25 protein-coding genes and 4 pseudogenes are annotated in these 25,580 nt (G+C 61.0%); 13 read left to right on the top strand and 16 right to left on the bottom strand.

Annotated features, from left to right (window positions below; all coding sequences use genetic code 11):
- Nucleotides 1–24: 24 nt before the first annotated feature.
- The 3 genes from pcaF to AC3WLM_RS21645 are packed head-to-tail and all read right to left on the bottom strand — an operon-like array spanning nucleotide 25 to nucleotide 4,773.
- Entirely contained in the window at nucleotides 25–1,230 is a 1,206-nt protein-coding gene (gene pcaF / locus AC3WLM_RS21655; protein ID WP_029995533.1) for a 3-oxoadipyl-CoA thiolase, read from the bottom strand.
- A 22-nt stretch (nucleotides 1,231–1,252) separates the two neighbouring features.
- A complete protein-coding gene (locus AC3WLM_RS21650) occupies nucleotides 1,253–3,322 on the bottom strand; it encodes an FAD-dependent oxidoreductase (RefSeq protein ID WP_223806615.1) in 2,070 nt (689 codons plus the stop codon).
- Nucleotides 3,319–4,773: an NAD-dependent succinate-semialdehyde dehydrogenase gene (locus tag AC3WLM_RS21645; RefSeq protein WP_492478742.1), complete on the bottom strand. Its 1,455-nt coding sequence runs from the start codon at nucleotides 4,771–4,773 to the stop codon at nucleotides 3,319–3,321. The genes AC3WLM_RS21650 and AC3WLM_RS21645 overlap by 4 nt, the downstream gene beginning before the upstream one ends.
- Before the next feature lie 161 nt (nucleotides 4,774–4,934).
- On the opposite strand from AC3WLM_RS21645, the gene AC3WLM_RS21640 reads away from it, so the two are divergent.
- The 6 genes and pseudogenes from AC3WLM_RS21640 to AC3WLM_RS21615 all read left to right on the top strand — a co-directional run.
- The gene (locus AC3WLM_RS21640; protein WP_492478741.1) at nucleotides 4,935–5,726 is read left to right on the top strand and encodes an IclR family transcriptional regulator; all 792 of its coding nucleotides are present in this window, start codon (nucleotides 4,935–4,937) and stop codon (nucleotides 5,724–5,726) included.
- Between the two features lie 20 nt (nucleotides 5,727–5,746).
- The gene (locus AC3WLM_RS21635) at nucleotides 5,747–6,907 is read left to right on the top strand and encodes an acyl-CoA dehydrogenase family protein (RefSeq protein WP_029995529.1); all 1,161 of its coding nucleotides are present in this window, start codon (nucleotides 5,747–5,749) and stop codon (nucleotides 6,905–6,907) included.
- A gap of 29 nt (nucleotides 6,908–6,936) precedes the next feature.
- Nucleotides 6,937–8,091, top strand: coding sequence for an iron-containing alcohol dehydrogenase (locus AC3WLM_RS21630; protein WP_029995528.1), 1,155 nt, complete (start codon nucleotides 6,937–6,939; stop codon nucleotides 8,089–8,091).
- Nucleotides 8,088–9,296 (top strand): CaiB/BaiF CoA transferase family protein, encoded by a 1,209-nt coding sequence (locus AC3WLM_RS21625; protein ID WP_051170537.1) that lies wholly within the window; start codon nucleotides 8,088–8,090, stop codon nucleotides 9,294–9,296. The genes AC3WLM_RS21630 and AC3WLM_RS21625 overlap by 4 nt, the downstream gene beginning before the upstream one ends.
- A gap of 61 nt (nucleotides 9,297–9,357) precedes the next feature.
- Nucleotides 9,358–10,236 (top strand): helix-turn-helix domain-containing protein, encoded by an 879-nt coding sequence (locus AC3WLM_RS21620; protein WP_081663831.1) that lies wholly within the window; start codon nucleotides 9,358–9,360, stop codon nucleotides 10,234–10,236.
- A 46-nt stretch (nucleotides 10,237–10,282) separates the two neighbouring features.
- Nucleotides 10,283–10,822: pseudogene (locus AC3WLM_RS21615) on the top strand (IS701 family transposase); the annotation flags it as partial.
- Between the two features lie 53 nt (nucleotides 10,823–10,875).
- Here the strand turns inward: AC3WLM_RS21615 and AC3WLM_RS21610 are convergent.
- The 7 genes and pseudogenes from AC3WLM_RS21610 to AC3WLM_RS21580 form a co-directional block, all read right to left on the bottom strand.
- Nucleotides 10,876–11,223 (bottom strand): annotated as a pseudogene (locus AC3WLM_RS21610) (DDE-type integrase/transposase/recombinase); the annotation flags it as partial.
- A 120-nt stretch (nucleotides 11,224–11,343) separates the two neighbouring features.
- Nucleotides 11,344–12,987, bottom strand: coding sequence for an IS1634 family transposase (locus AC3WLM_RS21605; protein ID WP_492476953.1), 1,644 nt, complete (start codon nucleotides 12,985–12,987; stop codon nucleotides 11,344–11,346).
- Between the two features lie 163 nt (nucleotides 12,988–13,150).
- A pseudogene (locus tag AC3WLM_RS21600) lies at nucleotides 13,151–13,573 on the bottom strand (IS6 family transposase); the annotation flags it as partial.
- Nucleotides 13,574–13,638: 65 nt separating this feature from the next.
- Nucleotides 13,639–14,493: pseudogene (locus tag AC3WLM_RS21595) on the bottom strand (heavy metal translocating P-type ATPase); the annotation flags it as partial.
- Complete coding sequence (locus AC3WLM_RS21590) at nucleotides 14,490–15,098, bottom strand: cation efflux transmembrane domain-containing protein (RefSeq protein WP_004212885.1); 609 nt, start codon at nucleotides 15,096–15,098, stop codon at nucleotides 14,490–14,492. The gene AC3WLM_RS21590 and the pseudogene AC3WLM_RS21595, both read right to left, overlap by 4 nt.
- On the bottom strand, nucleotides 15,095–15,781 hold the full coding sequence (locus tag AC3WLM_RS21585; RefSeq protein ID WP_004212882.1) for a ZIP family metal transporter: 687 nt from the start codon (nucleotides 15,779–15,781) through the stop codon (nucleotides 15,095–15,097). The genes AC3WLM_RS21590 and AC3WLM_RS21585 overlap by 4 nt, the downstream gene beginning before the upstream one ends.
- A gap of 3 nt (nucleotides 15,782–15,784) precedes the next feature.
- Complete coding sequence (locus tag AC3WLM_RS21580) at nucleotides 15,785–16,009, bottom strand: hypothetical protein (RefSeq protein ID WP_492478740.1); 225 nt, start codon at nucleotides 16,007–16,009, stop codon at nucleotides 15,785–15,787.
- Nucleotides 16,010–16,095: 86 nt separating this feature from the next.
- Here AC3WLM_RS21580 and AC3WLM_RS21575 point away from each other — a divergent pair, with 86 nt between their 5' ends.
- Nucleotides 16,096–16,860 carry an IS6-like element IS6100 family transposase gene (locus AC3WLM_RS21575; RefSeq protein WP_001389365.1) on the top strand — a complete coding sequence of 255 codons (765 nt, stop codon included), beginning with the start codon at nucleotides 16,096–16,098 and terminating at the stop codon, nucleotides 16,858–16,860.
- A gap of 164 nt (nucleotides 16,861–17,024) precedes the next feature.
- Complete coding sequence (locus AC3WLM_RS21570) at nucleotides 17,025–17,315, top strand: helix-turn-helix domain-containing protein (protein WP_492478739.1); 291 nt, start codon at nucleotides 17,025–17,027, stop codon at nucleotides 17,313–17,315.
- Nucleotides 17,316–17,325: 10 nt separating this feature from the next.
- On the opposite strand, the gene AC3WLM_RS21565 is transcribed toward AC3WLM_RS21570, so the two are convergent.
- The 6 genes from AC3WLM_RS21565 to AC3WLM_RS21540 all read right to left on the bottom strand — a co-directional run bounded on the left by AC3WLM_RS21565 (nucleotide 17,326) and on the right by AC3WLM_RS21540 (nucleotide 21,776).
- Nucleotides 17,326–18,276: a phytanoyl-CoA dioxygenase family protein gene (locus AC3WLM_RS21565; RefSeq protein WP_492478738.1), complete on the bottom strand. Its 951-nt coding sequence runs from the start codon at nucleotides 18,274–18,276 to the stop codon at nucleotides 17,326–17,328.
- Between the two features lie 93 nt (nucleotides 18,277–18,369).
- Nucleotides 18,370–19,125: an IS6 family transposase gene (locus AC3WLM_RS21560; RefSeq protein WP_492478758.1), complete on the bottom strand. Its 756-nt coding sequence runs from the start codon at nucleotides 19,123–19,125 to the stop codon at nucleotides 18,370–18,372.
- Nucleotides 19,126–19,132: 7 nt separating this feature from the next.
- Nucleotides 19,133–20,329, bottom strand: coding sequence for an IS256 family transposase (locus AC3WLM_RS21555; RefSeq protein ID WP_004207098.1), 1,197 nt, complete (start codon nucleotides 20,327–20,329; stop codon nucleotides 19,133–19,135).
- Nucleotides 20,330–20,561: 232 nt separating this feature from the next.
- Complete coding sequence (locus AC3WLM_RS21550; RefSeq protein WP_492478737.1) at nucleotides 20,562–20,798, bottom strand: hypothetical protein; 237 nt, start codon at nucleotides 20,796–20,798, stop codon at nucleotides 20,562–20,564.
- A gap of 7 nt (nucleotides 20,799–20,805) precedes the next feature.
- Nucleotides 20,806–21,312, bottom strand: a complete 507-nt coding sequence (locus tag AC3WLM_RS21545; protein ID WP_492478736.1) for a hypothetical protein — start codon at nucleotides 21,310–21,312, stop codon at nucleotides 20,806–20,808.
- Nucleotides 21,313–21,416: 104 nt separating this feature from the next.
- Nucleotides 21,417–21,776 carry a hypothetical protein gene (locus AC3WLM_RS21540; protein ID WP_492478735.1) on the bottom strand — a complete coding sequence of 120 codons (360 nt, stop codon included), beginning with the start codon at nucleotides 21,774–21,776 and terminating at the stop codon, nucleotides 21,417–21,419.
- A gap of 336 nt (nucleotides 21,777–22,112) precedes the next feature.
- Between AC3WLM_RS21540 and AC3WLM_RS21535 the strand changes: the two genes are divergently transcribed.
- The 5 genes from AC3WLM_RS21535 to AC3WLM_RS21515 all read left to right on the top strand — a co-directional run bounded on the left by AC3WLM_RS21535 (nucleotide 22,113) and on the right by AC3WLM_RS21515 (nucleotide 25,577).
- Nucleotides 22,113–22,427 (top strand): hypothetical protein, encoded by a 315-nt coding sequence (locus AC3WLM_RS21535; RefSeq protein ID WP_492478734.1) that lies wholly within the window; start codon nucleotides 22,113–22,115, stop codon nucleotides 22,425–22,427.
- A 73-nt stretch (nucleotides 22,428–22,500) separates the two neighbouring features.
- The gene (gene traL, locus AC3WLM_RS21530; RefSeq protein ID WP_062345589.1) at nucleotides 22,501–22,785 is read left to right on the top strand and encodes a type IV conjugative transfer system protein TraL; all 285 of its coding nucleotides are present in this window, start codon (nucleotides 22,501–22,503) and stop codon (nucleotides 22,783–22,785) included.
- 1 nt (nucleotide 22,786) lies between these two features.
- The gene (locus AC3WLM_RS21525; protein WP_492478733.1) at nucleotides 22,787–23,404 is read left to right on the top strand and encodes a type IV conjugative transfer system protein TraE; all 618 of its coding nucleotides are present in this window, start codon (nucleotides 22,787–22,789) and stop codon (nucleotides 23,402–23,404) included.
- Nucleotides 23,404–24,198 carry a type-F conjugative transfer system secretin TraK gene (locus tag AC3WLM_RS21520; protein ID WP_492478732.1) on the top strand — a complete coding sequence of 265 codons (795 nt, stop codon included), beginning with the start codon at nucleotides 23,404–23,406 and terminating at the stop codon, nucleotides 24,196–24,198. Before AC3WLM_RS21525 ends, AC3WLM_RS21520 begins: the two co-directional genes overlap by 1 nt.
- Nucleotides 24,198–25,577, top strand: a complete 1,380-nt coding sequence (locus AC3WLM_RS21515; protein ID WP_492478731.1) for a TraB/VirB10 family protein — start codon at nucleotides 24,198–24,200, stop codon at nucleotides 25,575–25,577. The genes AC3WLM_RS21520 and AC3WLM_RS21515 overlap by 1 nt, the downstream gene beginning before the upstream one ends.
- Nucleotides 25,578–25,580: the final 3 nt, after the last annotated feature.

Here is a 25,580-nt window from a genome sequence, read left to right as displayed (position 1 = left end):
TGCGGCCACCCAGAGGCAGGTCTCCTAGACCCGCTCCAGCAGCAGCGCGCTTCCTTGTCCGACGCCCACGCACATAGACACAATGGCGTAGCGCCCGGTCCCTTGAGCAAGTTCAATCGCTGCGCTGCCCGTAATCCGTGCCCCGGACATGCCCAGCGGATGACCGAGCGCGATCGCTCCGCCGTTGGGATTTACGCGATGATCTTCATCATCCAGACCCAACGACCGCGTGCAGGCCAGCGCCTGGCTGGCAAAGGCTTCGTTCAGTTCGATCACGCCGATGTCGCCCATCGTCAGCGATTGCCGAGCGAGTATCTTTCTGATCGCCGGAACCGGACCGATACCCATGATCCGGGGAGGAACCCCAGCTGCCGCAGCGGTCACCACTCGGGCAAGGGGTGTCAGCCCATATCGACGAACAGCTTCCTTCGACGCCAGCAGCAATGCTGCGGCACCATCGTTCACCCCGGATGCGTTTCCTGCCGTGACGGTCCCGTCGGTACGCACGATTGGTCGTAGTCGAGCGAGGTCATCTATGGTCGTGTTCGGTTTCGGATGCTCGTCAGCGTCAATTATCGCGGCTTGCCCCCGCTTCACTGGGGCGCTGACCGCCACGATTTCCCGCGCCAATCGTCCGTTGCTGCCTGCTCTGGCAGCCTTGGCCTGCGACCGCAGGGCAAAGGCATCCTGATCGGTCCGCCCGATCGAATACTCCATCGCGACGTTTTCGGCGGTCTCGGGCATCGAGTCGACGCCATAGCTCGTCTGCATCGCCGGATTGACGAATCGCCATCCAATGGTCGTATCCTCCATGGCGACAGCGCGTGAGAACGCGGTTTCGGCTTTTAGCTGAACAAACGGGGCTCGACTCATGCTCTCCACGCCGCCAGCGATCACAAGCTGGAGTTCACCGCACCGTATCGACCGGGCACCAGTGATAACCGCCTCAAGACCTGAGGCGCAAAGGCGATTCAGGGTCAGGCCGGGAACTTCCTCGGGTAGGCCCGCGAGCAGGGCAGCCATGCGGGCCACGTTTCGGTTGTCCTCGCCTGCCTGATTTGCGCAGCCAAGCAGGACCTCATCGATCTCGACCAGGTCGATCGACCGATTTCGCTCGATCAGGGATCTGATCGGAACAGCGGCCAGATCGTCGGCGCGTACCCTGGCAAGGGCCCCGCCGTGGCGGCCGATCGGCGTGCGGATGAAATCGCAGATGAACACATCAGCCATGTCTTCAGACCTATCTTCAAGTTCAGGCATCCGCGAACGACCTGGCGTCGCGAACCAGGTTCGTGATCAGTGAAGGGACTCTCCAGCCCAGAGGGTCGGCGGACGAAAACTCGGTGATCCTTGCAACCACGCAAGCCGGAGTCAATGTGTCCGCGTGATACATCAGTCCCCCTCGCCAGCGAGGGAATCCGTAGCCATGAACCAAGACCAGATCGATGTCCTGTGTCGAGGCGGCGATTCCTTCTTCAAGAATAAGGCAGGCTTCGACGATCATGGACGTGATAATTCGATCGACAATCTGCGCCTCACTCAAAGTCCGACGGGCAAAGCCTTCTTTCGCCGAGATCGCCACGATGAGGTCTTCGACCAAGGCGGACGGCCGGAGCCGACCCGCGTCATCGTAATCATACCAGCCAGCCATCGATTTACGGCCAAGTCTACCATGCTCTTCGACCAGGCACTCGAGTATGGGAAGCATTCTTGCGTCGGCGCGGCCGTCCAGGCGTTGTCGCTGGCGATTGGCATATGCAATATCGAGACCCGACATGTCCTGGGCTTCATAGGGGCCCATGGCCATGCCGAATCCCCGCATTGCCGCATCGATGCTCGACGGTGTTGCGCCCTCGGCAAGAAGGATGTCCGCCGTTTGGCGATATCGGGTCAGTATCCGGTTTCCGATGAAGCCATCGCACACACCGGCCACGACCGGCACTTTGCCTAGCATCCTGGCGAGCGCGATGCCCACGCCAAGAGTTTCCGGAGCCGTTCTGCCACCACGCACGATCTCGAGCAGTTTCATCACGTGCGCAGGACTGAAGAAGTGCAATCCCAGGAAGCGCGCGGGCTCGGGAACACTTTCCGCCAGAAGATCGACATCCAGGTACGAGGTATTCGTTGCGAGAATTGTCGAAGGCGGCAGATTGTCACCAAGGGCTGCAAAGATAGCCTTTTTGACAGCGAAATTCTCGAACACGGCTTCGATGGCGATGTCAGCCGCCCCGAGATTTTCGAGCCCCACCACCACGTTCGTCAAACTGCTGATACTGTTAGCCTCTTTCTCGGTCAGGACCCCCTTCTTTGTGCCTTGTTCGACCAGCCCCGAGAATCGCCGCCGGGCATCTGCTGCCCGCTGGGCATCCATCTCGACCAAGGTCACCGTGATTGAGGCTCGGGCAAGGGCGTAGGCTATGCTCGCGCCCATATTCCCCCCGCCTACGACAATCGCCCGTTCGATCGGACGGTCTGGTCTTGGGTAACATGACCGGGTTGAAGCGGCGCGCTCGGCGAAGAAGATGTGGCGCAATGCCTTGGCCTGATCGGATCCGCGAAGTTCGAGGAAGGCCTCCCGCTCGCGATTCATCCCGACATCAAGGTCCCAGTCGGTACTCCCGGCCACCAGTTCCAGCGCGCGCTCGGGGGCCTTCTGCCCTCGGGCGCGGCGGGCAGCATCCCTGGCAATGGCCGACACCGCATCTGGATGTGCCGCTGGCGCGGGACGCCGGTCGGCGACCAGCATGGTATCGAGTTGATTCCGGTCCATGCCGAGAGCGGCGGCGACGGGATCGGATGCAACACTATCGACAAGTCCGATATCATGCGCCTCCCGTGCCGACAGCAGCCTTCCGTGCACAATCATGTCGAGCGCGTGGGGGATGCCCACAATACGGGGCAGACGCTGCGTTCCACCAGCGCCCGGCACTACCCCGAGCGTCACTTCGGGCAGGCCCAGCCGGGCCGAAGGTGCGGCAACCCTGCACCGGCAGGCCAGCGCAATCTCGAGGCCTCCGCCAAGCGCGCTCCCATTGATCGCAGCGATGGTCGGCACGGAGAGTTGCGCGATCTCCCGCAGCACGTCGTTCAAATGCGGCTCTATCGGAGCATCGCCAAATTCCCGGGCATCGGCCCCGGCCACGAACGCCTTGCCTGCCCCGGTTATGACAATTCGCTCGGGATCGCTGGCGGCGGCCGTGCGTATCGCCGCAAGCAGGGCGGCACGTACCGCAGCCTTCAGGAGGTTGAGCGGAGGATTGTCGATGGTCAGAAGCGCAACACGATTTCGCCACTCGATCCGCACCAGTTGCCCATCGCTCACGCACAAACTCCTGCGAAACGCGAAACGAATTTCGTGTTGAGGTAGCCATCGAAAGTCTCGCTGCCGCCTTCGGTGCCATATCCACTGTCACGGACCCCTCCGAACGGGGTTTCGGGCAAGGCCAGTCCAAAATGATTGATGCTGACCATGCCGGCCTGCAGGCATGCCGCAGCGCGGTCCGCGCGTTCAAGCGAGTTGGTGAAGACATAGGACGCCAGGCCGAACGGCAATGCGTTTGCCCGATCGATGGCATCGCTCATGTCGTCAAAGCGCGAAACCACGGCGATGGGGCCAAAAGGTTCATCCCGCATCAGCGCGATACGATCGTCCGCAGTATCGACGATAGTCGGTGCGAAGAAATAGCCCGCATTCCCCTGTCGTGTGCCGCCGGCAAGGATGGCGGCTCCACCGGCGCGCGCGTCGTCGACCAGGCGTTCCATTTCGGCAATCCGCCGGGCGTGACACACTGGCCCCATCTGGATATCGGGCTCAAGGCCGTCACCCACTTTGACCGTCGCAAAGGCATCAACCAGAGCTGCGACAAAGCGTTTGTGAACGCTCGCCTGCACAAAGAACCTGGTCGGCGATATGCAGACCTGTCCTGCGTTGCGCAGCTTGTTGCCGGCCAGCACCCTTGCGGTCGCCTCGGCGTCTGCATCATCGAAAATCAGGACAGGCGCATGACCGCCAAGTTCCATCGTGGCGCGCTTCATGTGACGACCAGCGAGTTCGGCAAGGCTCTTGCCGACTTCGACCGATCCGGTGAAGGTGATCTTGCGAACATCGGGATGGGCCACCAATGTTTCTGAAATCATTGCGGCATTGCCCCAGACGAGATTGAGGCATCCATCAGGCAATCCCGCTTCCTGCAGATAGCGGGCGATGGCCATACACGCAGACGGGGCTTCCGCAGGGCCTTTCAGGATCATTGTGCAACCGCAGGCCAATGCTGCGGCAACCTTTCGCACTGCCTGGCTCAAAGGGAAGTTCCATGGCGTGATTGCCAGGCAGACGCCCACCGGTTCCCGCAGAACCTGCTGCTGTACAGCAGGGGATCGCGATGGGATTATGCGACCGTAGATGCGACGCCCTTCTTCGGCGTGCCAATCGATATGATCGGCCGAAGAACGCACTTCAACAATCGCTTCGGCCAATGGCTTTCCCTCGTCGAGGGTAATGGCGGCTGCAATTGCCTGTTCGTTCTCACGAAGCAGATTGGCAAACCTGCGCAGTATGGCGCTGCGATCAAGCGGCGAAAGCTGCCGCCACCCTTCGAATGCCACGCGGGCCGATTTCACCGAAGCCTCGAGATCATCGGGCGTCGCTTTCGCGATAAGCCCGATCTGCTGGGCGGTCGCCGGGTTGATGACGGGCTGGGTTTCGCGCTCTTCCGGGCCGATCCACGTGCCTGCGATGAACAGTGCGATGTCTGCATAGTCATGTTGAGTCATAACAATCCTCTTCACCGTCGAGTTTTGGCAACCACGCGGAACTGGACAAACCCGATTTTATTCCGCTCTGCGGAAATATATTCCGCAATATTGACAAACCTCTTACTACCAGTGTAGAGACATTTCAAGTCGGCAACGGCCGGGGTGAGAGGAGTATTGCGGTGCGACCGCGCAAGGAGCTTTCAAAACAGGAAGGTACGGACCGCGATTTCGTGGTTGCCCTGGCGCGTGGACTCGAGGTCTTGCGCGCTTTCCGCAGGGAGGGTGAGGCGCTGGGCAACGGCGATTTTGCCGCTCGGACCGGCTTGAGCAAATCGACCATATCGAGATTGACTTATACGCTGCACCGCCTTGGCTACCTCAGCTTCGACCCGGAAACAGCCCGATACCGCCTCGCCCCGCCGGTACTTTCGCTGGGATTCTCATGCCTTGCCGGATTGCCGGTCATAGATCTGGCCAAGCCGTACATGCAGGAACTTGCAGACTATTCGGGCATGCCTGTTGCGCTGGCAGGCAGGGATCGCCTGACGATGATATACTTGGAGCGTTGCCGCGGCTCGAACCCGATCACGCTCGCGATCGACGTGGGAGCCCATATCAAACTGGCGACCACGGCCGTGGGCCGCGCCTTTCTGGCGGGGATATCCGAAGAGCGCAGATCTGAAATTATCGAGGACATCCGCCACCACGAGGGTCAGGCATGGCCGGCAATCGAGAGAGGGATAAATGATGCTCTCGAGACCTACGCCAAACACGGATGCTGCCTCTCGATCGGCGAATGGAAGGCGGATGTGAACTCCGTTGCCGTGCCCTTCATCCCTGCAAACGGTGCGCCCGTTCTGGCCTTCAATTGCGGCGGGGCGGCATCTCATCTGACTCGCGACTGGATCGAAACCGACATTGCTGCCCGGCTGATTGAACTTGTCCGCAACGTCAGCGCCATTTCGCCCTGAGCCTTTAGGAAGCCCATTTCATGTCAATGGACAACGAAACTCTTTCACAGTTCCTGGACACGCTGGATCGCTTTGTTCGCGAGCGGCTCATTCCGTGCGAAACCGAGGTGGCCGAGAATGATGCAATTCCCCAGGCTCTTGCCGAGGAAATCCGGAACATGGGTCTTTTCGGCATGTCGATACCCGAGGCGTTTGGTGGCCTCGGCCTGACCATGTCCGAAGAGGTAAAGGCGGCATTTATTCTTGGTCAAGCATCTCCCGCATTCCGATCTCTGTTCGGCACGAACAACGGCATTGGATCGCAGGGTATCATCATTGACGGCACGCCTGAGCAAAGGGAGCACTACCTGCCTCGCCTAGCCACGGGCGAATTGATTTCATCCTTTGCCCTGACAGAGCCCGATGCTGGCTCCGACGCTGGCTCACTTTCCACATCCGCGAAGCGGGACAGCGAGCACTTTGTGATAAATGGCACCAAGCGCTATATTACCAACGCTCCGCTGGCAGGGTTATTTACGGTGTTCGCCCGTACCAAGCCGGGAACCAAAGGTTCCTCCGGGGTCACCGCCTTCCTCGTGGACGGGACTACCCCTGGTATCTCGTTCGGTGCACGCGATCGCAAGATGGGACAGAAGGGATCGCAGACCTGCGATGTGATCTTCCAGGATGTGCGTGTGCATGAATCGTCGATCATCGGCGGGCCTGAATTCGAAAACAAAGGGTTTCGGACAGCGATGAAGGTCCTTGATCGCGGCCGCTTACACATATCAGCTATATGCGTCGGGGCCGCCGAGCGGCTGATCAAGGAAAGCCTCGCTTACGCCCTGGAGCGTAAGCAGTTCGGTGAACCCCTAGCCGAAAAGCAGCTTATTCAGGCCATGCTGGCTGACAGCAAGGCCGAGGCTTTTGCCGCACGATGCATGATCGAGGAAACCGCTCGTCGGCGCGACGCGGGCCAGGACGTGTCAACCGACGCGGCGTGCTGCAAGATGTTCGCCAGCGAGATGGTCGGCCGGGTCGCGGATCGCGCAGTCCAGATTCATGGCGGCGCGGGCTATATGTCTGAATACCCGGTGGAGCGGTTCTACCGCGATGTGCGCCTGTTCCGTATCTACGAAGGCACCACCCAAATTCAACAACTGATAATCGCCCGAAACATGATCAAGGAAGCCGCCTTCTGATCGGAGCAACTTCCTCACCGGAGAAACTTATGGACCTCAACTTCCTGTCTTGTCCGCGCATTATTTGCAAAGCGGGATCGCTGTCCCAAGTCGGTGACCTCGTCTGCGAGCTGGGAGGCAGCCGAGTCCTGCTCGTCACCGATCCTGGCATTGTGGCTTGTGGATTTTCCGAACAGGCCATGTCCAGCCTCGGTGCGGCAGGCATCGCGGTCGAGATTTTTGACCGCGTAGCAGCAGATCCGCCCATGGCAATCGTCTCGGAAGCTGTTGGATTCGCCAAATCGTTCGGAGCCGACGCAATTATCGGCCTAGGTGGAGGAAGCTCCCTCGATACGGCCAAGGTGGTCGCGCTGGCAGCGGCGAGCGGCCAGACTATCGACGGCATGATTGGTGTCGGCAAAGCAATCGGCCAAAGGCTTCCACTCATCCAGATTCCCACAACCGCCGGCACTGGCTCGGAAGTGACGTCGGTTTCCGTCTTGACCAGTGCCAAACAGGAAAAGCTGGCTGTTTACGCGCCGCAACTGCTTCCAGACATTGCGCTGCTGGACGCAGCGCTTACACTCGGCATGCCTCGCAAGATCACGGCAGCGACCGCACTCGATGCCATGGTCCACGCCATCGAGGCTTCGACGAGCAGGACTCGCAAGAATTTGATTTCCGACGGTCTGGCAGACAAGGCCCTTTCGCTCCTGGGGCAAAACTTGCCGCGCGTCCTCGACACCCCATCGGATCTAGCCGCACGCGAAGCAATGTTGCTGGGCGCAACCCTTGCAGGCATGGCATTCATCAACGCCAGCGTGGGTTCGATCCATGCACTATCGTACCCGCTGGGAAGCCATTTTCACGTGCCGCATGGACATGGCAATGCTCTGGTTGCTGCACCAGTGATGCGCTTCAATCTGGTAGTCGCAGAAGCTGAATACGCGCATCTTGCCAAGGTATTCTTGCCGAATCGGACCTTTGCAAGCAACGCGGAGGCTGCCAATAGTCTCATTTCGGCAATGGAGGAAATGTTCGCAGCGAGCGGTCTGGAAACGCGGCTATCGCAGCTGGGCATTTCTGCCGATGCCGTTCCGGCGATGGCGCGCGAAGTCACCACGGGACTTACTCGCCTGATAGCCAACAATCCTTGCGACATGTCTTATGATGATGTCGTGTCACTATACGAAAACGTGCTATGACCTCGGGTCCCCTCACAGGAATCCGTGTCGTTGACCTCAGCCGTGTTCTCGGCGGACCATACTGCACGCAAGTTCTCGCCGACTACGGCGCCGACATCATCAAGATCGAACCACCTCAAGGAGACGAGACGCGAGGATGGGGCCCTCCATTCAAGGATGGTCTCAGCGCCTATTTTTCGGGCGCAAATCGCAACAAGCGATCGATCGGCATCGACGTTGGCAAGCCCGAAGGACGCACGGTCGTGCTCAAGCTGCTGGAGAGCGCGGATGTGCTGGTCCACAACTTCAAGAGCGGGACTTTGGAAAAATGGGGGCTGGGCTACGATCAAGTGCTTCAAGCGCTGTTCCCGAAGCTTGTCCTTTGTCATGTGACGGGCTTCGGCGCTGACGGTCCCCTGGGCGGACATCCGGGTTATGACGCGGTGGTCCAAGCAATGACCGGATTGATGAGCATCAACGGCGACCCCGGAAACGGGCCGGTCCGTATGGGCACTCCGGTGGTTGATATCGGGACCGGCCTTATTGCCTGCAATGCAATCCTTGCCGCATTGATCGAGCGCGGCAGATCGGGGCTTGGCCAGAAAATCGAGGTTCCGCTCTACGACTGTGCGATCAGCATGCTGCATCCTCAGGCCGCCAACGCCCTGATGTCAGGCAAAATTCCGGTAGCAACGGGCAACGGACATCCGAACATCGTGCCTTATGACATGTTTGAGACGCGCACCGGAAAGATCTATCTTGCCGTTGGCAACAATGGCCAGTTCGCCAAACTTTGTGCAGTTTTGAAACGCCCGGATATTGCCGTGGACGCCCGCTTCGTCGATAATGCCGCAAGAATCGCGCATCGCAGGGAACTTGGCGAGTTGCTGACGCAATGCCTTGCCGAGCTTGAGGCCGAAACTCTCGAACATATGCTGCTGAATGCCGGCGTGCCGACAGGCGTTGTGCGCAACGTGAGCGAGGCGCTGGCGCATCCCCATACCATTCACCGAAACATGGTGGTGAAGATGGGCAATTACAGCGGCACGGGAATTCCGGCACTGTTCGGCCGGACGCCCGGGTCTATCCGCAGTGCACCGCCAAGCTTCGGGCAGGACAGCCGGTGCATTCTGCTTGAATCTGGGTACAGCGAAGCTCAAATTGCACAGATGGAAGAGCAAGCCATAGTGTTTGGTGCAGGAGAGAACGAAACTGGCCAGGTTTGAAATGGCCGATCTCGACTGAGATTTTTCCAATCACCATGCGCTCTGGGTTGGGGGGTGAGCCATGAATGATCTAATTCCGCCAGAAGATATCACGAAATGGATTCCTGGACGCAAAACGATCGACAGCACTGCACAAGGCTGGCGCGGATTAACATTAATGGGTTATCGTTACGCTGGCCTCGAAGTCGAGATTCCGCCGATGCGGGATTATATGATCGTGGTCTATCAAGACGCCGATACCAGCATGCGCCGTCGTTGCAATGGCCCTTGGCAAACCGAGAAACTTCGGCCGGGCTCCATTTCCCTGCTCACACGGGGTGAACAATCGACGTGGCAATGGGACGATGCGATCAACGTCAGGCATATCTATCTTGGCCATAGTGCGATCAGCGAAACCGCTGCCCAAATATTTGACCGGGACCTCGCGAGCATCGATATTGCAGACCGTGTTTGTACGACGGATAATATGATCCAATTCTGTCTAAATATGCTTGAACAGGAATACAGTGGTTTTGGAGTAGGCGAGTGCCTCTTCATTGATGCATTACGAACGCAACTTGCAGTCCACCTGATCAGAAACTATGCTGATATTGCAATAAAGGAAACTCATATTGGTACTTTAGGATCAAATTTGCGGAAGGTGGTTTCAGAGTACATCGAGGAATCGCTAGGCGATCGAATTCATCTCGAGGATTTGGCATCGATCGCGGGATTAAGCCCGTTTCATTTTTCCCGAAGGTTCAAGCTCGAATTCGGCGTGACACCACATGCATTCGTAATTCAACGAAAAATTAAGAAAGCAAAGGCATTGCTTCTCAAACGGGATCTGCCTTTGAAAGCGATTGCGGCTGATTGCGGTTTCTCCGATCAAAGCCATATGAACAGAACATTCAGAAAGGTGTTAGGCATTACACCAGCGGAATATCGCCGATCTGCCTAGCACTACTTTGGCAGAAATGTGATTTTGGGGATTCCCCTGACGTCGAATGCGTGATTCATGGAGAGCCAGCTTTGACGGAGGCTGGCGATGGGCGAGAACTGGCAGGCAGACTTGGAGCGGTGGCTTGGAGCGGTGGCTTGGCCCGTATTTGGAGGGGCTGGGGAACAAGACAGGACGTCGGATGTGTCCGGCCTATATCGCCGGCCTGATTGGGCCGGGTGATCGCAAGAGCATTCAGCCCATGGCGGCCCGGTCGGACGCGGTCGCTTATGACCGGCTGCATCATTTCATCGGTGCCGGCCTGTGGGACAGCGCCCCGCTGGAAGCGACCTTGTGGAGCCAGGCGGACGAACTGGTTGGCGGTGACGACGCTTGGCTGATCATCGACGACACCGCCCTGCCGAAGAAGGGCAAGGCGTCAGTGGGTGTCGCACCCCAATACGCCACGGCGCTGGGCAAGAACGCGAACTGCCAGACGCTGGTGTCAGTGACGTTGGCCTCCGGCGAAGTTCCACTCATGCTGAGCTTGCGTTTGTTCCTACCGGAAAGCTGGACGAGCGATGTTGGGCGGATGGACAAGGCCGGCGGGCTCTGTTGCAAACATGGGGCACGGCCGCGCGGCGTCACCCAGTTGGGGGATTAGGCAGCATTGGCGAAATGCTTATTGAGCATAATCATGGTTTCGGTCAGGGCCGAGGGTCCAATTCCGAATGCTCTTTCAACCAGGCGCACCTCCCCCATGATACCTGGCTGCAGGCACCATGCCTGGGCCTGTCCTTTGCGTAGGGCGCGCATGACCTCGAAGCCCTTGATCGTGGCGTAGGCCGTTGGCATCGACTTGAAGCCACGTACCGGCTTGATCAGCATCTTCAGCTTGCCGTGGTCGGCCTCGAGCACGTTGTTCAGATATTTCACCTGCCGGTGCTCGGTTTCCGCCGCCAGTTTGCCTTCGCGTTTCAGCTCAGCGATTGCTGCGCCGTAGCTGGGCCCAAGTTGAACAGTGCCTTCATAGAACGGATTTTATATCAATAGGATACGCGAGTGTGCGCGGGTGTTACCACTACATTTTGCGGCTGATGTGTGGGACGCGCGAACGCGCGGCGGAGCTTACGTTGCGGTCTGCTCAGCAATGTTGGCTGGGAGTGCGATGCCGACAGCCTTGAAGACGTTGCCCACGTCACCTGTGACGTGCGTGCGTGTGGTAATGGCCTTGCCATCCTTTTCGATGGTGGCCTGCTGGAGACGATCGAGATCGTTGAGAAGCGGCTGCCATTCGGGCTGGAAGCCCTTGTCCTGGCATAGCCGGGTCAGTTCCTTGGCGAGCGTCAGGGCAAGGAACGAGACGAAGACATGGCCGCGGATCGCGGCATCGGACTGATGGAAGATCGGCCGGGTATCGAAGCTGGCCTTGGCCACGCGGAACAGGGCTTCGACCTGTAGCAAGTCTCGATAGCGGATGACGGCCTGAAGCGGGGTGATCCGGGCATTGGTGCGCAGGACACTGATGCCGTCGAAGCGGGCCTCGTCGGCGAGTTTGCCCAGATCGATTTCGAAGCTCTTGCCGCTGGCTTTGAGATAACGCCGATAGGCCGAGTTACCGACCAGCGCCTTGTCGCCCTTCTTGAGCTGGGCCTGGAGCCCGTCGATGATGGCCTGACGGTCCGCCTTGTCCTTCTTGGCTTCGGCCTCGTTCAGCGTGACGATGTAACGCTGGGTGTCCTTGCCGCTGCCGACACGGACCTCCTTGACCCACAGCTGGGTCTCGCCTGCCTGCCGCTCGAGCACGAGCGGAACCATCGGAGCAGTGTCGTTCAACACGACATCGCGGATGACGCTGCTTGATCGCTCGCGGGCGCCGAGGATGTATTCCATGCCCAGCTCTTCGAGTGCGGCAATAGTGTCGGCGCTGATCATGCCGCGATCGGCCACGACGCAGGACCGGGTAATCCCGAAGCGCGTACGCAGGCGCGTGACGATGGGCAGGAGGACTTTCACATCGGCCGTATTGCCCGGCACCATCTCGGTGCAGATCGGCCGCCCCTGGGCATCGATCACCACGGCCAGGATCATCTGCGCAAGCTCGGGCCGGTGATCCTTGGAATGACCACGCCGCCCCAGCGTGTCACCGCCTGCGCCGTAGAACGATAGTGAGGTGGTATCCATGAACACGAGGCTCAGATCCGTGAACAGGTCCCGGCGCCTGTCGAACAGCTTCTCCTCGATCACGTCCTTCACGCATCGGGGTGCCAACGCGCCTTCAGCCTTCTCCTCGATCTCCTCGCCCAGCCAGGCCATGGCACGGTAGAAGTGATGGAGCGCCAGATCCTCAACTCCGTCGATGGCATAGCTCTTCATCCAGTCGGTGCACGCCCGGTCCGAGCCTGACACGAACAGCCGGTGCAACATGGCAACGAAAACCGCGCGTTCGACATCAAAGCCAAATCCACGCCCTGCCGCCACCTCGGCCAGCACGGCATCGACACCAAGCCGCTGCCACAACCGGCCAAACAGCAAGGGGCCGCCGATGCGGTGGGCGGTTATCTTGCCATCATCGATGTCGGAAAGGATGATGCTGCGTTCGGCGTGCCGGGCAATCGAAGCTGCCAGCCTGTCCAGTTCGCCACTGGCGGCAAGAGCATCCTTGCGGCCCAGCGCCTTGATGGTGCGCTGACGAACGACCTTACCCTCGCGCACGCTTTCGACGAGATAGAGGTAGCGGTGGCCCCGGGCGACTCGTTCGACAACAAACATGCATGTGTTGTTATCGCCGACCTGCACAATACTCCACAGAAACACCACGTTCAGCGCAAATGTTGTTACTACACCCAATCTCCGCGCCAAATCCACATCACGCAAATTCAATCACTTACGAAGCAATGTTCGACACCTGTTCCAACGTCACTGTCCAACTTGGGCTGGGTGCCTTGTCGGTATTGAGTTTGGCCGGCTTTTCCCAGTCCTTCAGGCCACGAAGAGCTTTGCCCAGAAAGCGCTTCGCCGCTTTGGCGCTGCGTGTCGATGACAGATAGAAATCAATCGTGTCGCCCCGTTTGTCGACCGCCCGGTACAGGTAGGTCCATTTGCCCCGCACCTTTACGTAGGTCTCATCCAGACGCCAGCTCGGATCAAAGCCGCGCCGCCAGAACCAGCGGAGACGCTTCTCCATCTCCGGCGCGTAGCGCTGCACCCAGCGATAGATCGTCGTATGATCGACATCGATCCCACGCTCGGACAGCATTTCCTCGAGATCACGGTAGCTGATGCCGTATCGACAATACCAGCGCACCGCCCATAGGATGACCTCGCCGGTAAAATGCCGTCCTTTGAAATCGTTCATCGCAACTGACCTTGACAGTACATGAGCCCAATCTTGGAAACCGTGTCAGAGTTTGCAACAGAGCCCTCAAGCGCATGGCCGAGGCTGAACAGGAACAGCAGCAGCGCACCTTCGGCCCATGCGCCCAGCGCAGCGGCGCCGGCCGCAGCGACCAACATCAGCGTGTCGATCTCGAACTTCTTCATCCGGAGGTTGTCGATCGCCTCGCGCAGCGTGAAGAATCCGCCGAAGAAATAGGCTGCGATATAGCAGGCGGTCGGCAGCCATTCGGGCGCGCCAGCGACCAGCCTCTCGATCGCGTAGCCGATCCCCAGCAGCGCGCCACAGGCGAGCGCGAAGATCAGCTCGGTATTGGGGCCGAGAAATTCGGCGTGGCTATGGTCGTGGCCATCGCCGGGGCCGTGCTTCTCTTCGCCCGCGCCGTGGCCCCCGGGGCCGTGGTCGTGGCCGGCATGTTCATCGGCAGCGACCCGCTTGCCCACCCTCACCTTCAGCTTGCGAAGCGCAGCGCGCACCTCCTCTTCGGTGGTTTCGCGGCGATCATATTCGACCCGGACAGACCCGCTGGTGCTGGCGCTTGCCTGGACCACGCCGGGCAAGGCGCACAGCGCATCGCTGACCGTGCGCGCCCGACGTTCGTGGTTGATCCCCGTCACCTGCCAGATCGCATGGCCGTAGCGCTCGGTGATTTCGGCACCTGCGGCGCGCACCATTTCGCGCAACCGTGGCAGCGGCAGCTTGGCGGCATCGAAATGGATGCACAGCGCCGCTGGCGTGTTGCCGTCGAGACAGATCACATGCGCCCGCTCGACACCTTCGCGCTTTGACAGGGTTGATACGAGACGGTCCAGGCAGGCATCGGCCGCGTCAGGAAGGTCCGGCAACAACACTGGAATGTCGAGTTCGAGCTTGTCGTTCATGACGACCTCCTTTCGCTTTTCTTGGTTTCGGCGCGCGCGTCGCGCAGGATTTCGACACCGCCCTTGATGGCGATGATGGCGGTGGCGAAGCCGACCAGCAGGTCCGGCCAATTGGTACCCAACCACAGCACCAGCACGCCGGCGATCAGGATGCCGCCGTTGGAAATGAAGTCGTTGAAGCTGAAGGTGGTTGCGGCCCGGAGATTGACGTCCGGATCCTTGAGGCGCTGGAGCAGCCGCAGGCAGAGGTAATTCACGACGCCGGCGATCGCGGACATGACCATCATGGTAGGTCCGATGGGCTCGCTGCCCTGCACGTAGCGCCGTCCGACATCGATCAAGATGCCGCCCGCGAAGATCAGCAGCATGACGCCCGAAGCGACCGCGGCGCGTGTCTTCCATGTCTGGCCCCGGGTGAGCGCCACAAGGCTCAGCGCATACACAGCCGTATCGGACAGGTTGTCGACGCCGTTGGCGATCAGCGCGCTCGAGTCCGCGAAGAAGCCGGAAACGAAGAAGCCCGCAGCGATCGCCGCGTTCAGCAGCAGGACGATCCACAGTGTGCGGCGCTCCTGCCCGCCATTGTTGTCGTTGCCCGGGATCATCCCATCATCTCCTCAAGTGTCAGCAGGGCCAGGAAGCCGACGAAAAACATCGAGCTGATGAGCGGGGTGTCGGGTTTCTCGTGCGCCTCGACCAGCAACTCCTCCGTGACGAGGTAGAGCAGCGCCATCAGCCCGAAGCTGAGGAAGCCGGCGATCATCACCGGCGACAGCGCGGCGACCGGCACGGCAGCGAGCGCGCCGATCGGCAGCAGCAGGGCCAATGCCGAGACGATCACGATGATGCGCAAGCGCGAGCGATAGGTTTCCGCCAGCTCGTCGGTCAGCGTCAGTCCCAGAAATAACACTTCCAGAGTGAGCGCGATCGTCAGCAGGAGACCTGCCTTCTCGCCCGCCACGAAAGCGAGGCCGAGCACCAGGCCGTCGACCAGAATGTCGATGCCGATCGCGGCGAGTAGCGCCATCGGCCCCTTGAAGCGGGCCTCAAGAGCCTTGAGCCCCAGCATGGTCGCGACGCCCGCCGCCCCGCCGATCAACGTCGCGCTGGGCGATGCCTCATGCTTGACCTGCGGCAGGATTTCGGTCGCTGCCGCCGCGAACACGACGCCGGCAGCGAGATGCTGTAGGCCCGCCACGAGGCCAGGTTTCAACTTGGTGCGGCTCGCGACAATCGCGCCGAGCACGACCGCCAGCACAGGCGCAAGCGTATAGAGCAGTGCCTGCATTTCCTAGGACTCCTCCGGGGTTCGGTGGCAGACGCGGATCTTCCCGCGTCGCGTGAACGCGATCGATCCGCCCGCCACGACAGCCCGCGAATGGTCGCCGCGAAACTCGTCACCGGTTCGCTGCGCGCGCAGGATCTCGGTCCTGCCCTTCGGCAGCCAGGTGACGGCCATTTTCAAGCCGTCATCGATGAAGTCGACATCGGCGCGTGTGCCGTCGTCGCAGTACATGATGCGCTGCGCGATTAGTTTCGACGGCTCTGTTGCAAAAATCGTGAAGCTTGAGCATGCTTGGCGGAGATTGGACGGACGGAACGATGACGGATTTCAAGTGGCGCCATTTCCAGGGTGATGTGATCCTGTGGGCGGTGCGCTGGTATTGTCGCTATCCGATCAGCTATCGCGACCTTGAGGAAATGCTGGCGGAACGCGGCATTTCGGTCGACCATACGACGATCTATCGCTGGGTCCAGTGCTACGCCCCGGAGATGGAGAAGCGGCTGCGCTGGTTCTGGCGGCGTGGCTTTGATCCGAGCTGGCGCCTGGATGAAACCTACGTCAAGGTGCGGGGCAAGTGGACCTACCTGTACCGGGCAGTCGACAAGCGGGGCGACACGATCGATTTCTACCTGTCGCCGACCCGCAGCGCCAAGGCAGCGAAGCGGTTCCTGGGCAAGGCCCTGCGAGGCCTGAAGCACTGGGAAAAGCCTGCCACGCTCAATACCGACAAAGCGCCGAGCTATGGTGCAGCGATCACCGAATTGAAGCGCGAAGGAAAGCTGGACCGGGAGACGGCCCACCGGCAGGTGAAGTATCTCAATAACGTGATCGAGGCCGATCACGGAAAGCTCAAGATACTGATCAAGCCGGTGCGCGGTTTCAAATCGATCCCCACGGCCTATGCCACGATCAAGGGATTCGAAGTCATGCGAGCCCTGCGCAAAGGACAGGCTCGCCCCTGGTGCCTGCAGCCCGGCATCAGGGGCGAGGTGCGCCTTGTGGAGAGAGCTTTTGGCATTGGGCCCTCGGCGCTGACGGAGGCCATGGGCATGCTCAACCACCATTTCGCAGCAGCCGCCTGATCGGCGCAGAGCGACAGCCTACCTCTGACTGCCGCCAATCTTTGCAACAGAGCCATTTTATCGATCATGGCGAATGCGACCGGTGGGCACCGCCGTCGACACGCGATTATATCGTCAGCCGCGGTCGAGAAATCATTGAAGCAGGCCTCGGCCAGCCAATACGCATGGCCGACATGTGTCGTGAACTGCGTATCAGTCAGCGGACGCTGGAATACAGCTTTCAGGACGTACTTGGCGTATCGCCCGCCAGCTATATCAATATGCGCCGACTCAACGCCGTACGTCGCGATATCATCGCCCATGGCGATGCCCGCTATGTCAAAAGCTGCGCCCTTCGCTGGGGCTTCACGCATCTCGGCCGGTTCGCACAGAGCTATCGGACGGCATTTGGCGAGATGCCGTCCGATACGCGCTATCGTTCGGCGGCATCCTCTCGGGGAGGCATCGCCGCGTGAAAGCCGCCGGTCAAACGATCCTGATCGGCATATCGGAGCGGTCGAGCTGGTCGCCGTCCTGGAGCAGGGTGATCGGGTCCACCATCTGGCCGTCAACCTCGATCCAGCCCATATAATTCTTGCCGGCCGACCAGCCTAGCAGGCGCTGGATCTGCTTGGGGTAGGATTTCACGACGTCGCTCGAAAGCGAAAGATACATGTTTTCCTCCTGGCGCAGATTGGCGGCATCGAGGGTCATCGACAGCCCGGTGCGCGCTTCATCCGATCGGTTTTCACCACCGGCATGATAGACCGATCCCACAAAGATCATTGCCGATCCCGCCTTCATCACCGTTGGAACCGCTTCCCAACGTTCCGGCTTGCGCTCATCGTCCCAACGATGGCTGCCGGGGATGACAAGAGTTCCGCCATTTTCGGCCGTGAAATCCGACAGCGCCACCATGATCTGGCATCGCGCCTCGCGTTCATAAAGCGGGTGCCGCCACATGAAGACCAGGTCGTCGCGATGAAGCGGTTGTGCCTTTTGACCTGGCTCGATCTGGATCGCTTGCGTCGCGCCGACCCTCAGCCCTGGCGTGATGCTCACCCGATCCTCGCCAACCCACATATGGACCGGTTGTTCGATGATGGCTTCAGCAGCGCCAATATATAGCGGGTGCAGTGCGACAGCGGCCATATGGCGCGAATGCGCAAAGAGGCGGCCCAGACGGCGTGTGCGGACGCCAGCGATGCCATCGTCGGTTCCCACCGGGGTTGCGGCGAGGCGCGGATAGAGATCGGCACGCAGGCCTTCCAGCGTATCGGCGCTGAGAAAATCTTCGATGATGACGCCGCCGTCACGCTCGATGATTGCAACCACCTCGGCGACAGTCGCCTCGTTTGAAATTGTCGTGACCATGGCATCGCTCATGGGAATCTCCGAATGGCTGTAATGTGGACTAATGAGGAACGGGCCTGCCATGTGCGCGCGCTGCTGTCAACGGCGGAGCAAAAGTCGGCCGGCTCTGTTGCAAAGATTGGCGGCAGTCAGAGGTAGGCTGTCGCTCTGCGCCGATCAGGCGGCTGCTGCGAAATGGTGGTTGAGCATGCCCATGGCCTCCGTCAGCGCCGAGGGCCCAATGCCAAAAGCTCTCTCCACAAGGCGCACCTCGCCCCTGATGCCGGGCTGCAGGCACCAGGGGCGAGCCTGTCCTTTGCGCAGGGCTCGCATGACTTCGAATCCCTTGATCGTGGCATAGGCCGTGGGGATCGATTTGAAACCGCGCACCGGCTTGATCAGTATCTTGAGCTTTCCGTGATCGGCCTCGATCACGTTATTGAGATACTTCACCTGCCGGTGGGCCGTCTCCCGGTCCAGCTTTCCTTCGCGCTTCAATTCGGTGATCGCTGCACCATAGCTCGGCGCTTTGTCGGTATTGAGCGTGGCAGGCTTTTCCCAGTGCTTCAGGCCTCGCAGGGCCTTGCCCAGGAACCGCTTCGCTGCCTTGGCGCTGCGGGTCGGCGACAGGTAGAAATCGATCGTGTCGCCCCGCTTGTCGACTGCCCGGTACAGGTAGGTCCACTTGCCCCGCACCTTGACGTAGGTTTCATCCAGGCGCCAGCTCGGATCAAAGCCACGCCGCCAGAACCAGCGCAGCCGCTTCTCCATCTCCGGGGCGTAGCACTGGACCCAGCGATAGATCGTCGTATGGTCGACCGAAATGCCGCGTTCCGCCAGCATTTCCTCAAGGTCGCGATAGCTGATCGGATAGCGACAATAGGTCGTGTCCCACGGGGTGGTGTAGGAACCGTCGATCCGCAGTAGGATCAGGTTCGGGTCAGGCAGCCAGAGCTGGCAGGCTGACAATGGGGTTATGGCTCACCGAGCCGAGGGTTTCCAGCGTCATGTAACGGCGTGACACCGCCCACTCATCATTCTGTTCCAGCATGAGTGCTCCGACGAGGCGGACGACGGCGGCGTCATTCGGAAAGATGCCGATGACATCGGCCCTTCGCTTGATCTCCTTGTTCACCCTTTCCAGCGGGTTGGTCGACGCGATCTGCGCCCAGTGCTCCTTCGGGAAGGTCATGTAGGCAAGCACGTCCTCGCGCGATCCGGCCATCATGTCGGCCAGCTTCGGGAACTTCTCGCGCAGGGCATCGGCGACCTGTTCCCATTGCTGGTGAGCCGCTTCAGCCGTTTCCTGCGCAAAGATCGTCTTGATCATGGCGATGACTGCCGGTCGCTGCTTAGGCGCGGCATGTGCCAGCGCATTGCGCATCCAGTGGACCCGGCAGCGTTGCTGGCTCGCGGCGAACACCTTGCTGGCGGCGGCGCGCAACCCCTTGTGGTCGTCCGCGATGACCAGCTTTACCCCGCGAAGTCCCCGGTCGGCGAGCGAGCGCAGGAAGGCTTTCCAGAAGGGTTCCGCTTCTGAAGGGCCGGTGGCAACGCCCAGAACCTCGCGCCGACCATCGGTGTTGACGCCGACGGCGATTATCGCCGCCGTCGAGACGATCCGCCCGCCCTCGCGGACCTTGAGGTAGGTGGCGTCGATCCACAGGTAGGGCCACTCGCCCTCGATCGGCCGCTGCAGGAAGGCGTTCACCCGTTCGTCGATCTCGGCCACCAGACGGCTCACCTGGCTCTTCGAGACGCCGCTGGCGCCCATCGCCTTGACCAGATCGTCGACCGAGCGAGTCGAGACACCGTGGACGTAGGCTTCCTGGATCACCGCCGCCAACGCCTTCTCAGCCGTGCGGCGTGGCTCAAGGAAGCTCGGGAAGTAACTGCCCTTCCTGAGCTTGGGGATCGCCAGCTCGATCCGGCCGGCCCGAGTGTCCCAGCCCCGTTCGCGATAGCCGTTGCGGTGGTTGAGCCGCGCCGGGCTGCGACTGCCCGCAGCCGCACCCGTTCTGGCCTCAATCTCCAGATCCATCATGCGCTCGGCGGCAAATGCCAGCATATCGCGCACCAAATCGCTGTCTGCCCCTTGCTCAATCAGCTCAACAAGGGCCATTCTGTCGTCGGTCATCGTCTTCTTCTCCAGGTTCGAGTTCGCATCCGAACCCTACCAGAAGATCGACGGTGGCCACCCTCTCAGAGAAACCTTCCTACACCACCCCGTGGGACACGACCCGACAATACCAGCGCACCGCCCACAGGATCACATCACCCTGGAAATGGCGCCACTTGAAATCCGTCATCGTTCCGTCCGTCCAATCTCCGCCAAGCATGCTCAAGCTTCACGATTTTTGCAACAGAGCCTACAGCACTGCGATCGCCAGTATGCTCGGAAATCCGAGGAAGTACGCGAGCTGGAAGTGCAGCCACACGCGCGGCAGCCAAAGGATCCACCCCACTGCAGACTTCTGCGGGGGCCGTAGCACGCCCGTTCGAATGTCATAGCACGTCTTGAGCGCAGCACAGGCCGAGCAGATCGCGGCGAGCACCGCGACAGCGCCGTAGAGCTTCTGCCAAGCCAAAATGGTCTCGGGCACCATTGCGCGCTCAAGCTTGGAGAGTCTGGTGGTTCTGCATGACCCGCTCCTGGTGCGAGAGCAGCAGATCATATGCCCGGCGCGCGGCCTCGTGAATAATCGCTGGCCGCAGGTCGACCTCGATCGAGCCGCGCCGGCAGGTCATGACCTCGAGATAGAAGCTCTTGAGGCTCTCTGTTGCGAGGAATACCGCCTGATTGGCGTAGGCATCCGGATCATGGAGCAGAGCCACGCTGATCTTGGCGCGCACGTGATCCATCCCGAGTTCGTTAAAAATTCGGTCGCGCAGGCCTTCTGGAAGCGGATTGGTCTGTTTGAGGATCTTGTGCAGCCTGGGCCGGGACATCCCCATCCGGTCCGCGAGATGCGCGGGCGGGATGCCCTGCCGGGCGAGCTCAGCGTTGATCAGCTGTTTGTATTGGTCTTGTTCCCCAGGCGCCGGGCTCGGATTGGCAAAGATAAAGACCGGTTCCGTCTCGGGATCAGTGCTCGGCTTGAAGACCGTCTCAGGCGTCAAGTTCCTGTGAGGCATATTCCATCCCTCCCGAGGCAAAACGTCTATGGGATGGCATAACCTGTCAAGAGTCTTAAGAAGCGCGTAATACTGCTCCGGAGCTCTACCTAGATGAGATTATGGTGCTCCGCGAGATAGACGGCGAGCGGGACAAGGAGCTTATCCACGCCCTGTTTCTCTCCGATGTTCTTTACCTTGTCGCGCAGCGCATCGTAGTCAGCCGACCACTTCGGAGTGACCTCCAGCCACACCGCGATATCGCCATCGACCGCGAATTCGCTGAGGAACAGGTCCAGGTCATCCTTGGAAATCCCGTGGGATTTAAGGCGTTCGCAGGCCCTCTGGACCGTCATTCGCATCGTCTGGAAGCGCCCGGTACGCTTGGAATAGGCGCACATCACCTCGGCCAGCAGGTCGAAGCACTGCTGGCTCAGGTGGATCCGGACATTGCGGTTGCCTGTAGCCATAGGCGGGTGATCCAGGACATCTGACGCGGCGCATAATGGGCCGAAATTGTAAATTTAGCGAATCCGGTCCGGGCGGGGCGAGTCGCCATGCTCGTTTCCTGCAGCGGGAACCGCAATTCCGCTTGGGGCAAAAACGTTTCCCGCAAAGGAAAATGCAGTTCCCGCAAAGGGGATTCCGTTTCCCCGAAAGGGAAACAAACCTCGTCCGAAATTGACGTTTCGGGAAATCTTCCGATTCGCAAGGGCACCTCAACCACCTGTTAATTGCTAGCAGCAGCGCTCCTCTGTTCATTCTGAAGGCCGTGAATGACGCGGCTTTTGGAAAAAGGACGAGAGATGAAACGCATCACACAAGGGAAGGGGCAGATCCTGCTCCAGGGCGCGGCGGTCGTCGCAGTCGCGGCCGTCTTCGGCAGCGAGGTCGCGATGGCCGGCGCGGACGCCACCTTCAACACGGCGCTCACCGCCTTCACCGGCTTCCTCGAAGGTTCGGGCGGTAAGATCATCACCGTGCTGAGCCTGGCCGGCGGCATCGTCGGCCTCGCCTCGGGCCGCTTCAGCCTGGCGCAGGTCGCCATTCCGGTGGGTGTCGGTGTGGGCGCCGGAACCGGCGTGCCGATCGTCACCGCCGCGGTCACCGCAACGATCTGACCCAAGCGGTCCCCCTCCGGCCTCGCTCCCGAAACGAGGACTGGCCGGACAAACTGGAGGGCGGTGTCGTCTCATGAATCGCTACACGGTTCCCGCGCATCTCGATGATCCCGAGCTCATCGGCTTTTGGACGCTCGATGAATTTCTCGCGATGATCCTGCCCTTCGCGTGGGGGATCCTGTCTCAACATATTCTGATTGGGATTTCAGCAAGCGTGCTGGCCTGGTGGGGATTGCGCAAGTTGAAGGCGGGACGTGCCGTCTCGTGGATCATTCATTCGGCCTACTGGTACCTGCCCGGTGCCTTCATGGGCCTCAAGGCGACGCCGCCCTCCCATCTTCGACTGATGGCGGGCTGACATGGACCTCTCGATTTCCCACGGCCAGGCGCAGCGGCTCCTGAAACAGCGCAACCTCCTGGCGATCACGGCAACCGGACTGTTCGGCCTCAGCGTACTGCTGACGCTCACCGCAGCGCACCGCGACCGCGAGGTCGTGCTGCAGCCGGTGCTGGCAAAGCCGCTGACGCTGTCCTCCAGCCACGTCGACAAGGACTATCTCGAGCTCGTGACGCGCGACGCGGCGCTCCTCACGCTCAACCGCTCGCCGTCGAACCTCCAGTACTGGATGGATTCGATCCTCGCCATCACGGATCCCAGGACCCACGGCCGGATGAAGGCCGAGCTCATGAAGATCTTCAATGAGCAGAACGGCTCGAGCGTATCGCAATATTTCACGATTCAAGCGCTGAGCGTCGACCCCGATGCCCTGACCAGCGAGGTCAATGGCGTGCTCCATACCGTCGTCGGCTCCAAGGAAGTGACCGCCGAGGCGCGGACCTTCCGCTTCGTATGGAGCTACTCGGGCGTCAGCCTCAAGCTCGCCGGGTTCGGACGCGTCACCAAGGACGGCGCGGGTGGCGCCACGGGAACGGAGCCCGGCAAAACGAGCAACGAGAGTGATGGAGGAGAGGGGTGATGGCCCAGCTTGGATGGGGCGCGATCGGCGTGGGGGCAGTGCTTGCCGGCAGGCCCTACGCGATCACCGGACGGCCGGTGGGCGCGGCGCTCATCTGCCTTGGCGCACTATGCCTCGCTGCGCCCGCCGTGGCCGACCAGAGCATCCCCGCAGCCGACAACGGCACGGTCGCCTGCGTGGCCTCGGCCAAGGACCTCACCCGCATCAGCCTGGCCGGCGATCAGTTTGCCTCGGTCTCGAAGATCAGCACCGGCAACCCGGCCGAGGACTTCAAGATCGTCAACGAGCCGGTGCGCGGCGACATCTACCTCTCGGTCCCCGACGGCTTTGTGAAGCCCAACCTCTCGTTCTTCGGCACCACCCGCAAGGGCTACGTCTACAAGTTCGTCTGCCAGGTGCGCGGAAACGACGCAGAACAGGTTTTCGTCACCAATACTGCGATCAAGGCCGAAGCGGCACGCGACTGGGAAGTGCGAAGTTCGCCCGAGGACAGCGCGGTGCGTCTCGCCCAAGCAATGTACCGCAGCGAGACCATCGAGGGCTTCGAGGTGCGCCAGGACGTGCTCGAGCCGGTCACAGTGGGCAAGCTCGAGGTCCAGCAGGTCGGTGAATACCGCGGCGCGGACCTCAAGGGCGTGGTCCTGCGCGTCCGCAACACCGGCCGCGACGCGTTGCCGCTCGACGAGAACATGCTCGCCGCCAAGGGCGCGGTCGCCTTCATGACCCCGGTCAGCGAACTCGCGCCGGGCCAGGCCGCCGCCGTCTACCTCATCCAGTCGAATGGAGGCCGCTGATGGATTGGAAGAACCCCTTCCGCAAAGGGCCCAAGGCGCTCGACGGACCCGCCGGCGACACGGAAGGCAGCGATGCTTCGCCGCTCGGCGATGCGATTCAGGCCAACGAGGCGGTCAAGAAGAAGCAGATGCTGCTGCTCGGCGCGGGCGGTCTCGCCGCACTGCTGATCGGCTCGACCTACATCTTCTCAGGCGAAGGCAAGAGCAGCGATGCACATGTCAAACAGGAAGTCGGCGAGGTCTCAGTCGACGAGATGGTCAACAAGAACATGGCCGAGAAGGAGTGGCGCGCCCAGTCCGAGGCCCAGATGATGGCGATGGACAACAACATGCGCGCGCTCGCCGCCCGCGCGCAGCGCGCCGACCAGCTCGAGGCGCAAATGGCGCAAAGCCAGGCACAAGCAGCGGGAGTCTCACCGGACACCGAGCGGGTGCTTTCAGCCTATCAGAGCGAGAACGAGCAATTGAAAGCCGCGCTCGCGGCGGCGCGCCAGCCGCCGGTGATGGGACAGCCAATTGTCGGACCCGGCGCAACCCCGATCGGGCCCAACGCCATGTATGGCCGCACCAGCCCGCCGAGCTACCAAAGTGCGCAGGCCACTCCTGCAGGGCAGGCTGCGGCGGCTGCTGCGGGGCTCCCGAGCGGACGGGGCAGCGAGGTCAGCCTCGTCTCGTTTGGCGAAGGCGCGAGCGGGACCGGCAGCCCGGTGCCGAAGGGCAACACGGTCTATACCGACAGTGCCAACTACCTGCCGCCGAACTCGATCGCGGTCGCCAAGGTCATTGTCGGGGTCGATGCCGCCGCCGGCGTGCAGAGCCAGACCGACCCGCTTCCCGTGGTGCTGCGCATCACCGGGCCGGCGCGGTCGGTCTATGATAATGGGCGCCTCCTCACCACCAACATCGCCGGGTGCCTGGTCAATGGCGCGGCGCGCGGCGACCTCTCTTCCGAGAAGGTCTACGTCAAGCTGCAGCGGATGACCTGCCCGCAGCCAAACGGCCGCTACGCGGTCTCGGACGTGAAGGGTTTCATCGCGTTTGGCGGCAAGACCGGGGTGAGGGGGCGCGTCGTCAGCCGCGAAGGCTCGCTGATCGGCCAAGCGTTCCTCGCGGGGCTCGCCGGCGGGTTCGGGCGCGGGTTCTCGGCCAACACCAATTCGATCCTTCAGGGCACCAACGTCAATGTGAACGGTCAGCGTCAGAAACTAGGTGCCGGAGAGATCCTCCAGGGCGGGCTCGGCGAGGGCGTCGCGACCTCGGCCGACACTGTGTCCAAATACCTGATCGAGCGGGCCGAACAGTATCAGCCCGTGATCGAGATGCCGACCGGGATCGATGTCGAAATCGTGTTCCTCGAGGGCGTGTTCATAAACGGATGAGGT

The organism is Novosphingobium sp. FW305-C-30-35 (genome assembly GCF_058783135.1).
The sequence above is the reverse complement of the archived record's forward strand: the minus strand, read 5'-3'. Positions and strand labels throughout refer to the sequence as shown.